The organism is Nitrospirota bacterium (assembly GCA_016194305.1).
Lineage (GTDB): Bacteria > Nitrospirota > Nitrospiria > JACQBW01 > JACQBW01 > JACQBW01.
The window spans coordinates 162,166-174,421 of the sequence record JACQBW010000008.1 but is presented as its reverse complement, the minus strand read 5'-3'; the positions used below and the strand labels follow the sequence as shown (position 1 = coordinate 174,421).

The following is a 12,256-nucleotide window of genomic DNA, read 5'->3' as shown; positions in this document are numbered from 1 at the left end:
CAAATGACTGACTTCAAACCAATGAAACGAAGGCTGCAGTCACAAAAGACCTTTCTATAAACAGATCAAACGGGTTTTTAAATCAAAAAACCTGCGAGGAAGGACTTTTTTTCTCTTGATCCCCGCTCTAATGGGTGACCCTACTCTTTACTTCTCGTTCAATAAGGAGGTCGTCATGTAATAAGACATTGACCGAGTCAGAGCCAGCCCAAAAAGCCGGCTCTGGAATTCGGATCGGGCGAGCACTATTTTCTTGCTCATTTTTCTTAAAAATCATAAAATTCGAGTGTGAAAGCTGCACTCCTTCATACCCAGCGAAAGCCGTTACTGCTGGAAAACGTACCGACCCCTGTTCCTGGCCCTCACGATATCCTGATTAAAGTTCAAGCCTGCGGAATTTGCCACAGCGACCTGCATCTGCTGGACGGAGAATGGGAATTTCACCAAACGCCCCGAATTCCCGGGCATGAAGTCGTGGGGACAATCGTCTCAATGGGTGATCAGGTCCGAGATTTCAAACAAGGTGATCCGGTGGGTCTGACCTGGGTCCATTCCACCTGTCTTAAGTGCCCATCTTGTCTTTCGGGCGATCCTGTCCTATGTGAAAATCAACAGGTGACCGGCGTCACAGTGAACGGGGGATATGCAGAATATGTCACGGCACCTGCTTCGGCTTACACCCGGATTCCCACGTCGCTCAATCCCGAACAGGCGGCCCCGCTGTTCTGCGCCGGCCTCACCTCATTTGCCGGTCTCAAGCTGGCCCAAATTCGGAAGGGAGAGCAGGTCGCTATACATGGCCTGGGAGGTTTGGGACATCTGGCGATTCAGATTGCGAAAATCCAGGGTGCAAAGGTCATTACTCTGACCCGGTCCCGCGAAAAAGCAGAGCTGGCGTTCAAGTTGGGGAGCGACGAAGTGATCGATCTATCCGAAAAGGATTCAATATCCGGACTTCATGAATTGCATGGGGCTGACGTCATTTTCTCTTCGTCAATCATGCCGGTATCAATCGGAAGACTCATACAATCGCTCAGACCCAACGGAAGGCTCATTGTCGTCGGAGGAGGAAGAGGAACATTTCAGGTCAATCCGATTGACCTGATTGCCAAGAGGCTTCGAATCTTCGGATCTCCGGTCGGAACTCAGGAAGATCTGAAGCAGGTTTTGAATCTGGGCGCTGAAGGGAAGGTCCGAGCCCACGTAGAATTATTTCCTTTCGATAAGGTCAACGAAGCGTTGAATCGTCTGCGACACGGCAAAGTCCGGTTTCGAGCGGTCTTAACTTTTTAACACCTTTTTCAGGAAGTGCCCGGTATAGGATTCCTGAAATTCAGAAATCTCTTCCGGAGTTCCGGTTTTAACCACTTTTCCACCATTGAAACCTCCCTCAGGACCCAGGTCAATCACATAGTCCGCATTCTTGATCACATCGAGATTGTGTTCAATGACAATGATTGTGTTTCCGTTTTCCACCAAACGGTTCAAAACATCCAGGAGTTTCTGAATATCAGCAAAGTGGAGTCCGGTCGTTGGCTCATCCAGAATATAAAGCGTTCTCCCAGTTCCTCTCTTTGAAAGCTCTTTAGAAAGTTTGATTCTCTGAGCCTCGCCACCAGACAAAGTCGTCGCGGATTGGCCCAGTTTGATATAGCCAAGTCCCACATCGTTCAAGGTATCCAGCCTGGACCGAATGAGCGGAATAGATTCGAAAAACCTTAAACTTTCTTCCACGCTAAGATCAAGGATGTCGGCGATATTTTTCCCTTTATATTTGATATCAAGCGTTTCCCGGTTATACCTTTTCCCTTTACAGAGGTCGCAGGTCACATAGACATCCGGAAGAAAATGCATTTCAATCTTGATCACGCCGTCACCCTGGCAGGCCTCGCACCGACCTCCTTTGACATTAAAACTATATCGTCCAGGCTTATATCCTCTCGCCCTCGATTCCGGCAATTGTGTGAACAAATCACGAATAAAGGTAAAAAGTCCCGTATAAGTCGCAGGATTCGATCTCGGCGTTCTACCAATCGGGGACTGATCAATATTAATGACTTTATCGAGTTCTTCCAGCCCGGTGATCGCTTCGCAGGCACCCCCTTTGTCGGTCGATCGATAAAAATGCTGGGCAAGGTTTTTGTAAAGAACGTCTATCACAAGCGTGCTTTTGCCTGAACCCGACACTCCCGTCACACAGCTGAGCAGGCCAAGCGGAAACGAGACATCTATCTTCTGGAGATTATTTTCAGTGGCTCCTCTAATTTTTAAAAATTTACGAACGGTGCGGTGTCGCCGGGGAATTGATATTGACAGATCTCCGGAAAGATACCTGCCTGTCAAGGATTGAGGGTCTTTCTTAATGTGCTCCGGGGTCCCTTGTGAAATGATATTCCCACCCAAAAGACCTGCTCCCGGTCCCATATCGATAACATAATCCGCTTCAAGGATGGTCTCGTCGTCATGTTCTACTACCAGCACCGTATTTCCGAGATCGCGTAATCTTTTCAGGGTATTGAGAAGGCGTTCATTATCTCTTTGATGCAATCCAATACTGGGTTCATCAAGAATATATAGAACCCCAACCAGGCTTGAACCGATTTGTGTCGCCAGGCGTATTCGCTGACCTTCTCCTCCCGATAGCGTTCCCGCAGCTCGATCGAGAGTCAAATAGTCGACGCCAACGCTGACCAGGAATCCAAGCCGTTCCCGGATTTCCTTTAATATCCGATGCGCAATCGCTTTTTCTTTTTCGCTCAGTTGCAGCTCATCGAAAAAACGTCCTGCTTCTCTTATCGATAACCGGCTCACCTCCGCAATCGACCGATTGGCAACCTTTACAGCCAGGCTCTCCTTTTTGAGACGTTCCCCCTTGCAGAGCGGACACGGTTGAATGCTCATATATCTCTCAATTTCTTCACGTATATAAGCCGAATCGGTGTCCCGGTATCTTCTCGCCAGGTTTGCGATCACCCCTTCAAAAGGTTTTTTATAGTAGTCCCGTCTCCCTTCCCGTTCGTAATAAAAAGTCACCGCTTCGGATTCGGTCCCATACAGGATGATCTTTTGAAATTCAGGTTTCAACTTCTCGTAGGGAGTCGTCAATTCGAATTTAAAATGGGTCGAGAGGGACTCCATCATCTGAAAATAAAATCCGGCACTCCGTTTTTCCCATGGTTTGACCGCTCCTTCCCTCAACGAAAGGGAAGGATCCGGCACAATCAAATCAGGATCGAGATTTCGAGTGGTTCCAAGTCCGTCACAGGCGATGCAAGCACCCTGCGGACTATTAAACGAAAACATTCTGGGTGCCATCTCGGGATAGCTGACTCCGCATGTAACGCAAGCCATTTTTTCACTGTATAAAACCTCTTTCTGGGCGTCATAGGAAATGATCACTAATCCTGCGGCGAGGCCGAGCGCTGTTTCGAGAGAATCCGCCAGGCGCTTTTCAATGCCCGGTTTCAAAATCATTCGATCCACTACGACTTCGATAGAATGTTTTTTCTTTTTATCCAGAAGCGGTATTTCAGAAAGTTCTATAATTTTTCCATCGATTCTGACTCGTACAAATCCGCTTTTTTTAATTTGTAGCAGTTCTTTCCTGTACTCCCCTTTTCTTCCTTGAATGATAGGTGCCATAATTTGAATCTTGGATCCTTCTGGAAAATCCATAATGGAATCGACCATCTGGGTCACAGTTTGCGCGGCAATCTCTTTCCCGCATTGATAACAATGCGGATGACCCACCCGGGCAAATAAAAGGCGGAAATAATCGTAAATTTCGGTAACCGTTCCGACGGTGGATCGGGGATTTCGACTGGTTGTCTTCTGTTCAATCGAGATAGCGGGGGAAAGGCCTTCGATCGAATCGACATCCGGTTTGCTCATCTGCTCCAGAAATTGCCGGGCATACGCTGAAAGTGACTCGACATAACGGCGCTGACCCTCCGCGTAGATCGTGTCGAATGCCAGCGACGATTTTCCGGATCCGGAAAGCCCTGTGATGACGACCAGCTGGTCCCGGGGAATATCGACGTCGATATTCTTGAGATTGTGTTCCCGGGCTCCTTTAACACTAATATATCTCGATTGCATTCCAATCCTATGAAAATTAAAATGAAAGATGATGGTAACATGAAGGCGATTATCCGGTCTACTTCTTCTTCGACTTTCCGCTTGACTCACCTTGAAGTTAAATGTTACCCCTATTCCCCATGCAGATGAAATACTCGCTCGATAATAAAGAAAAAAACGTTCAGGAAATGTTCTCTTCCATTGCGGGAAAGTATGACTTAAATAACACCCTGTTAAGTCTCGGCATCCACTATTTCTGGAAAATGCGGGTGGTGCAGGCGGCCCGGATCCCGGTGAAAGGGTTCATACTTGACCTCGCGTCCGGAACGGGAGATATCGCAATTCAACTTGCCCGAAAAAGCAAGATCGGCCCTCAAGTGGTTTCTTCCGATCTGAATTTGGAAATGCTCAAAGTCGGTACTGTCAAGATTCGGAAAAAAGGCCTGTCTAAGAGAATCTCGCCGGTGCAGGGAAATGCCGAAAAAATGCAATTTAAAGATAATGTTTTCGATCTGGTAACGGTAGGATTTGGGGTCAGGAATTTCAATAATCTTCAAGCCGGACTACGTGAGATATATCGAGTTCTGAAACCGGGGGGACAGTTTATCTGCCTCGAATTTTCAAAACCCCAGCACTGGTTCTGGCGTAAACTTTATGATTTTTATTCTTTTATCTTTTTGCCAAGAATCGGCCAATGGATTTCAAAAGATCAAACCGGGGTATATCAGTATCTTCCCGATTCCATTCGAAAATTTCCGGACCAGGAAGCATTTAAAGAGTTGATGGTCAGGGAAGGATTTCAAAAAGCAAGTTACCGGAATTTAACGGGCGGGATCGTCGCGATACACCTGGGAATTAAATAACTTCTCGATTATCTCGAAGGGCGCTGTTTTTGTTCCCCTTCAATATCTATATCAACTAACCTTTTAATATTATCTCGTAATAGTTCGTTCTCGGACTGCTTCATGACCGCTTGATTGAGGAGTGAAACCCAGTTCGCTGCCTCTTCTTTGAGACTGCTTTCCGGATATTTTTTCAAAAAGAGTTGAAATTCATTCAACGCTTCCTGATAGTCCCTTCCCATATTTTTATAATAGGCAAAGGTATATGCCAACTGATATTGAGCTGTTTCTGCGACGGACTTGTCTTTATTCCTCGTCAGTTTACGGTATTGTACGATAGCTTCACTGAATTTCCCCTGTTGGAAAAGTGACTTTGGTTTTCCCAAGGAGGTCTGAACCTCGCTTCTCAGATGTAAGTCAGAAGCAGACGATTCGGGTAAGGCAGGATGAACGGAAGCGCAAGACACCATGAGGAAAAATGTTCCCATGGCACAGTAATGGGTCAGCCGCAACGGGGTTAAATCCTCCTCTGGTCGATCACATAAATACTTTTTGGAAAGGTTTTCGCATAATGCTTCAACTGAGCTGCCTGCTCTGCAATCTTGTCAGCGGAGTGAAATTTTCTCTTCTCATTGGTCACCACGGCTATTGAAATCGTCATTAAAGGAAACTTTTGTTCAACCTCTTTTCGGTCCTTGGCCACGATAAATCCATTCGCTCTGTCCGATTCATCGTAATAGAAAGGAATGGTCTGATCAAATTCAGTGATAATTCTTTGACAGAGCGTGTGGACCCTGGCCGGGTCCGTAATCAGAACGAAATCATCCCCCCCAATGTGGCCGATAAAATCATCTTTCCGGCCAATTGACTCAATCACCTGACGGAGAATGCCTGCGACGACCGTTAAGACCTCGCTCCCCTTAGCGTAACCGTAAGTATCGCCATAGGCTTTGAAATTGTCCAGATCCAGAAGGCAGAAGGCCAGGGGGCCCCGGCTCTGAATTTTTTTGAGAAGTTCCTTCTCAATTGCGAGGTTCCCCGGAAGCCGGGTCAGTGGATTCGCGTCAAGATTAATCGCTTCGAGCTCCTTGAGTCTTTCCCCCATCGCTTTAAAGGACTCCGCGAGTTCCCCTACTTCATCTTCTGTAGATAAGATGGGGAAATTGTCGTACTTCCCCTTTGAAATCATTTGCGTGGTCTGTTTTATTTTTTGAATTGTTTTGGAAAAATAGGAGGTTACAAAAAATACAAACGAAAATCCAAAGAAAAGGGTCATTCCCGAAAGAACGACCAAAAGATAGAACGATCGCTGATTGAACAGGTCGAATGAAACAAGTTTCTCTTTTTCCCGGTCCATCAGGCTGTTTTTTAAAAACTGTATTCTTTTGATTAAGAAATCGGATCGTTTTTCAAGCTCTTTCTGATCTTGCACCAACTGGGTATAGTTGACATTCGATTCCGTAACCGCCTGGGTAAAGAGCACCAGATATTCGCCGTATCCCTTGCTGATTCGCCCAAGCTCTTCATCAATACCTTTGCCTCTCATCTCTTCGAGGTATTTGTTGAATTCCTCGCCTCTGAGATCGAACTGCTCCTGATTTACCTTGCTTCTCAAAACGAAATACCGCTTCTGCACGACCTGCTGCGCAAGGATACATTCGATCATTTTCTCGCTGATATAAATTTGGGGAATGCCGTTATGGATAATCTGGTTGCTCATGACCTTGAGCGCATTGAGCCGCGACATGGCATAAGTTCCGATCAAGAGACTGAGCAAGATCAGAATGGTATAACTTAGAAAGAGTTTTTGGGTGATTGAAAACTTGAATCTCATGAAATTTCAAAAGGTTATTTAATTAAATGTTACATGGATCGGCGATTTTGTCAAACCGGGACCTCACTTGTTGTCATCGAATGACCCGGGGTATCTCACTCGAATATCACCTATATATGGTAGATTACTATGACTTAAACACAATAGGTTGTGAATATAAATTCCAAGTCAGCCTGTTTTCGTTAAGAAACCCCCAACCGGACTAAAAATCCTAACTTTTTGATTTATAGGACAATATCAGGCTCAAAATTTAGGCAGAGCGCTCTATCACGCTTCAGTCCACGAACCGGATTAAAAAATTGTCAAATTATAAACAATTTTTCCACAATCGATGTGGAAAAGTGGCAACCTGAACTGTCCAAACCTTGAAAAATCTTGACAAAGTAAAACTCAGTTTGATACCTTAAAAGGTACCTTTGATCAATGGTTTAGCGGATGATGACGGCCCTCAAAAGGCCATTTTTTTTTATCTTGGAGTAGACGGCATGCGCCTTAAAGTAAACGGAAAATTTGAAGAATTTGAAAAAGAGACCATACATGACCTCCTTGTTTCCAAAAAAATAGAACCCCGGATGGTTTCCGTTGAATTAAATTCAAAAATATTGGACCGAAATGAATTCGAATCCTCTTCCTTAAAGGAAGGCGATGTAGTTGAATTTTTATTTTATATGGGAGGAGGAAAATGAAATCTTCATACTACCAGGATGCGACCCATGCCATCGGGAATACACCCTTGATCCAGCTCAACCGATTAAGCGAAAAAGGGTTTGGCATTGTTTACGGAAAAGCGGAATATATGAATCCGGGGGGAAGTGTCAAAGACCGTATCTGTTTGAATATGATCAATGAAGCGGAAAAAAGTGGTCTTCTAAAACCAGGTGGAACGATTCTGGAAGCAACCAGTGGAAATACGGGAATTGGATTGGCGCTCATTGCCTCCATTCGAGGATATAAAATGATTCTCGTCATGCCGGAAAGTATGAGTCAGGAAAGGGTCAGTTTACTAAACTCGTATGGCGTAGAACTGGTTCTGACCCCCGCCTATGAAGGGATGCAGGGGTCGATCAAAGAATCAAAGGAGATCCTGGCAAAACACCCGGACTATTTCATGCCCAACCAGTTTACAAATAGTGCCAACCCGGAAATTCATCGAAAGACAACAGCCGTGGAAATCTGGAACGATCTGGATGGAAAGATCGATGCTTTCGTAGCAGGTGTGGGGACAGGTGGAACGATAACCGGTGTGGGAGAAGTCCTTAAGTCACGCAATCCGAAGATCCAGGTAATCGCCGTCGAGCCGGCCACTTCTCCGGTTCTCTCGGGAGGAATGCCTGGTCCTCACAAGATTCAGGGAATTGGAGCGGGATTTATTCCTCCTGTATTAAACCGGAAAATTCTCGACAGGGTGATCACCGTCACGGACGACGACGCCTACAGAACTTCCAAACGCCTTGCGAAGGAAGAAGGAATGATGGTCGGTATTTCTGCCGGCGCCAATACCTTTGCGGCCCTTCAGGTCGCAAGAGAGATCGGACCGAACAAGAACATCGTGACGATTCTTTGCGACACCGGAGAACGATATATCAGCATGGAGAAATATTTCAATATTTAACGAGGTTAATTGAAATTATTGATGCTGCCTGAGGAAGTTTGGCTTCAAGAGGTCTCTAAATCAGCTCTAAGCCACGGCAGACAGAAAGAGAACTATGTTTGAATTTACCGAAGACCAAATTAAACGATACAGCCGGCATATCCTCCTTCCGGAAGTGGGAGGAAAGGGACAGATCCGAATTTCAGAGGCTAAAGTGCTTATTGTCGGTGCGGGAGGCCTTGGTTCTCCGGCCGGCCTTTATCTTGGCGCTGGCGGAGTGGGGACACTCGGAATAATCGACGGGGACCTGGTCGACCTTAGCAACCTTCAGCGACAGGTGATCCACCATACCACAGACGTCAATACACCAAAGGTACTTTCTGCAAAGAAAAAAATTGAAGAGATCAACCCCGATGTGAAAGTGATCACCTACCAGGAACGGTTAACGGCCAAGAATGCAATCGAAATTTTTAAGCAGTATGACATCATTCTCGACGGAACCGATAACTTCAGCAGTAAATTCCTCATCAATGACGCCGCGTTTTTCACCAAAAAACCGATGATTCATGGCGGAATCCTCCGTTTCACGGGGCAGATGATGACCATCCTTCCGGGAAAGACGGCCTGTTATCGATGCCTCTTTAAAGAGCCGCCGCCCGACGGACTGGTCCCTTCGTGCCAGGAAGCGGGAGTGCTTGGAGGGGTGGCTGGAATTATCGGTACCTTGCAGGCCACCGAAGTGTTTAAAATCATCCTGAAAGCGGGAAACCTCTTAACCGATCAGCTGCTGACACATGATGCCCTGCTGATGAAATTCAGAAAAATCCGGGTCCCTAAAAATCCACGATGTCCGCTCTGCGGCGAAAAACCGGAAATTACCACTCTGACCGAATCCGAACAGCGAGTGTGTCAAACTTCATGAAAATTAAAGGTCTAAAATGCCGGGAATGCGGCAAACAATATCCGGCTAAAGCAATTCATGTTTGTGAATTTTGCTTCGGCCCGCTCGAGGTGGATTACAATTACGACTGGATAAAAAAGCAAATTTCTAAAGAAAAGATCCAGTCCGGTCCGCTCAGCCTCTGGCGTTATATTGATCTCCTTCCCGTGGAAGGTGAAGCCACGATCGGACGCCATGCCGGAATGACTCCGTTAATTGAAGCGAAAAATCTCGGGGCACATCTCGGCCTGGACCATCTCTATATTAAGAATGATACGGTTAACCACCCCACTCTTTCCTTTAAAGACCGTGTGGTGGCCGTTGCTCTGACGCGGGCCAAGGAGTTAGGATTCGAAACGGTCGCTTGTGCTTCTACCGGCAATCTTGCCAATTCGGTTTCCGCACATGCCGCAGAAGGGAGATTCAAGGGATATGTCTTTATTCCCTATGACCTGGAAGCTGCAAAGATACTGGGCAACCTGATTTATGCACCGACCGTCATTGCCGTAAAGGGAACCTATGACGATGTCAACCGTCTCTGCAGTGAAATTGCCAGCGAATACCCCTGGGCGTTTGTCAACATCAATATTCGTCCCTATTACGCCGAAGGTTCCAAAACATTAGCCTTCGAAACCGTTGAACAGCTCGGGTGGAATGCTCCCGATCAGGTGGTCGTCCCGATTGCCTCCGGATCGCTCTTAACCAAGATCTTTAAGGGTTTGAAAGAATTTGAAAAAATGGGACTTGTCGGGAATGTGAAAACCCGGATCAATGGAGCCCAGGCTGAAGGGTGTTCACCGGTTGCAACCGCATTTAAGGCAAAAAGCGACTTCATCAAGCCGATCAAACCGAAAACCATTGCCAAGTCGCTCGCTATTGGGAATCCCGCGGACGGCTACTATGCTCTCAGAACTGCCCTTGAAACAGAAGGAGAGATTGAGATGGTCAATGATAAAGAGATCGTGGAGGGAATCCACCTCCTCGCCAGGACAGAAGGAGTCTTTGCAGAAACCGCCGGCGGTGTAACGATCGCCGTTCTCTCTAAACTGGTGAAACAGGGGACGATTAAAAAGAATGAAGTCACAGTAGCTTATATTACAGGAAACGGGCTAAAGACCCAGGAAGCGGTTGCCGATTCCGTCGGTCATCCGGTTGAAATCGAACCCTCTTTATCGGCTTTCGAAAAACGATTTAAATCAAAAAAATAAAGGCACACGACATGGCAATTACGGTAAAAATCCCCACTCCGCTTAGGAAGATAACGCAGGGAGCCGGTGAAATAGAAATATCAGGAAATAATATCCTGGAAATGATCAATCTTCTGGAAAAAACCTACCCGGGAATTAAAGACCGGATTTGCGACGAAAATGGGGAATTGAGGCGGTTCGTAAATATTTATGTGAACCAAGAAGATATCCGGTTTATCAAGGGAAAAGAGACTGACTTGAAAGACGGCGATGAGGTTTCCATCGTTCCGGCAATTGCGGGGGGATCGCAAAAAAGCCTCAAATTTCACATTACCTTTCCGGAACAGAAGATCAAGGAACCGGTTATTTATCTGATCGGAAAAGAATTTTCGGTCATCCCGAACATCCGGCGGGCAGATGTCAGTGAAAAAACAGGTTGGATGGATTTGGAACTCCAGGGCGAAATTGACGAAATTGAAAAGGCGGTCATCTTTATGAAGAAAACCGGAATTACCGTCGATCCGATAGAAAGAGATATCATCGAATAGAGGAATGCCATGACCATGACAGATCAGCAGGTGGAGAGATATAGCCGTAACATCATCCTTCAGGAAATCGGAGGGAAGGGACAAGAAAAACTTCTCAATGCAAAGGTGTTTTGTATCGGTGCGGGAGGACTGGGATCTCCGGTAGCGCTTTATCTCGCGGCGGCCGGTGTCGGCACCATCGGGATAATTGACAACGACACCGTCGACCTTTCCAATCTTCAGAGACAGATTCTCCATTCCACAAAAACGATTGATGTTCATAAAGTCGATTCGGCGAAGGCGACCCTGTCCGCTCTCAATCCGGATATTACCATTCGTCCGATCAAGGGACGAATCTCTTCAGAAAATATCCTGGATTTGATCAAGGATTACGATATCGTATTGGATGGTTCTGATAATTTTCCAACGCGGTTTTTGGTAAACGATGCCTGTTTTCTATTAAAGAAGACCCTGATTTCCGGAAGCATCTTCCGATTTGAAGGACAGTTGACCACCATTAAGCCTACCGCCGATAATCCCTGTTATCGCTGTCTCTATCCCGAACCTCCTCCTGCCGGAATGATACCAAGCTGTCAGGAAGCCGGTGTATTAGGTGTACTGGCCGGAACAATTGGGGTTCTGCAAGCAACCGAAGCCATTAAAGAGATCATCGGAATAGGTGAATCGCTGTCAAAACGACTCCTGATTTACGATGCTCTGGACATGGATTTCAGGGAAGTCAGAACCAAGAAAGACCCAAAATGTGTCCTTTGTGGCCCGAATCCGAAAATCACCAAACTGATCGACTATGAACAGTCTTGCACGATCTGATTATGACTCTGTTCACCCCGTAGCCACAGTGCTGAAGATTCCGAAAGCGATTCAAGAAGCCCTTTACCTTCATGCCCAGCGCGAAAAGCCAATAGAGTGCTGCGGCCTCCTCGCCGGAATCGGAAATCTCGTAACACACCACTATCAGATTAAAAACTCCGATCAAAGCCCGACCACCTACTTCATGGACCCCCGGGAACAGTTCTGGGCGTTTGGCAACATGAGACAGAATCAGCTTGAACTACTGGCCATTTATCATTCCCATACGCATACCCCCGCCTATCCTTCGGCCACCGATATCCGGCTCGCCTATTACCCCGAAAGTTATTACCTCATTGTCACCCTGATGCACGCCCAACCCCAGATGAGACTCTTCAAAATTCCTCAGAATGTGGTCACTGAAGAATCTTTCGAGATCGTTTAGCCT

The 12,256-nt window shown here is 46.4% G+C and carries 12 protein-coding genes; 9 read left to right on the top strand and 3 right to left on the bottom strand.

Features of this window, described 5'->3' with window-relative positions; all coding sequences use genetic code 11:
* The first annotated feature begins 288 nt into the window (after positions 1-288).
* Complete coding sequence (locus HY200_04195; GenBank protein MBI3594135.1) at positions 289-1,293, top strand: alcohol dehydrogenase catalytic domain-containing protein; 1,005 nt, start codon at positions 289-291, stop codon at positions 1,291-1,293.
* On the opposite strand, the gene uvrA is transcribed toward HY200_04195, so the two are convergent.
* On the bottom strand, positions 1,282-4,098 hold the full coding sequence (gene uvrA / locus HY200_04190; protein MBI3594134.1) for an excinuclease ABC subunit UvrA: 2,817 nt from the start codon (positions 4,096-4,098) through the stop codon (positions 1,282-1,284). The genes HY200_04195 and uvrA overlap by 12 nt on opposite strands.
* A gap of 101 nt (positions 4,099-4,199) precedes the next feature.
* Between uvrA and ubiE the strand changes: the two genes are divergently transcribed.
* A complete protein-coding gene (gene ubiE, locus HY200_04185; GenBank protein MBI3594133.1) occupies positions 4,200-4,940 on the top strand; it encodes a bifunctional demethylmenaquinone methyltransferase/2-methoxy-6-polyprenyl-1,4-benzoquinol methylase UbiE in 741 nt (246 codons plus the stop codon).
* An 8-nt stretch (positions 4,941-4,948) separates the two neighbouring features.
* Here ubiE and HY200_04180 read toward each other — a convergent pair whose 3' ends face one another.
* Both HY200_04180 and HY200_04175 read right to left on the bottom strand, forming a co-directional pair.
* Positions 4,949-5,431 (bottom strand): hypothetical protein, encoded by a 483-nt coding sequence (locus HY200_04180; GenBank protein MBI3594132.1) that lies wholly within the window; start codon positions 5,429-5,431, stop codon positions 4,949-4,951.
* Positions 5,432-5,436: 5 nt separating this feature from the next.
* The gene (locus tag HY200_04175) at positions 5,437-6,753 is read right to left on the bottom strand and encodes a GGDEF domain-containing protein (GenBank protein MBI3594131.1); all 1,317 of its coding nucleotides are present in this window, start codon (positions 6,751-6,753) and stop codon (positions 5,437-5,439) included.
* A 485-nt stretch (positions 6,754-7,238) separates the two neighbouring features.
* Here HY200_04175 and thiS point away from each other — a divergent pair, with 485 nt between their 5' ends.
* The 7 genes from thiS to HY200_04140 all read left to right on the top strand — a co-directional run bounded on the left by thiS (position 7,239) and on the right by HY200_04140 (position 12,253).
* Positions 7,239-7,439: a sulfur carrier protein ThiS gene (gene thiS, locus HY200_04170; protein MBI3594130.1), complete on the top strand. Its 201-nt coding sequence runs from the start codon at positions 7,239-7,241 to the stop codon at positions 7,437-7,439.
* A complete protein-coding gene (gene cysK / locus HY200_04165) occupies positions 7,436-8,365 on the top strand; it encodes a cysteine synthase A (protein ID MBI3594129.1) in 930 nt (309 codons plus the stop codon). Before thiS ends, cysK begins: the two co-directional genes overlap by 4 nt.
* Before the next feature lie 94 nt (positions 8,366-8,459).
* Complete coding sequence (moeB, locus tag HY200_04160; protein ID MBI3594128.1) at positions 8,460-9,266, top strand: molybdopterin-synthase adenylyltransferase MoeB; 807 nt, start codon at positions 8,460-8,462, stop codon at positions 9,264-9,266.
* Positions 9,191-10,492, top strand: a complete 1,302-nt coding sequence (locus HY200_04155) for a threonine synthase (GenBank protein ID MBI3594127.1) — start codon at positions 9,191-9,193, stop codon at positions 10,490-10,492. The genes moeB (HY200_04160) and HY200_04155 overlap by 76 nt, the downstream gene beginning before the upstream one ends.
* 11 nt (positions 10,493-10,503) lie before the next feature.
* Positions 10,504-11,019, top strand: a complete 516-nt coding sequence (locus tag HY200_04150) for a MoaD family protein (GenBank protein ID MBI3594126.1) — start codon at positions 10,504-10,506, stop codon at positions 11,017-11,019.
* A gap of 9 nt (positions 11,020-11,028) precedes the next feature.
* Complete coding sequence (gene moeB / locus HY200_04145; GenBank protein MBI3594125.1) at positions 11,029-11,829, top strand: molybdopterin-synthase adenylyltransferase MoeB; 801 nt, start codon at positions 11,029-11,031, stop codon at positions 11,827-11,829.
* A complete protein-coding gene (locus HY200_04140; protein ID MBI3594124.1) occupies positions 11,807-12,253 on the top strand; it encodes a M67 family metallopeptidase in 447 nt (148 codons plus the stop codon). Before moeB (HY200_04145) ends, HY200_04140 begins: the two co-directional genes overlap by 23 nt.
* Positions 12,254-12,256 lie beyond the last annotated feature (3 nt).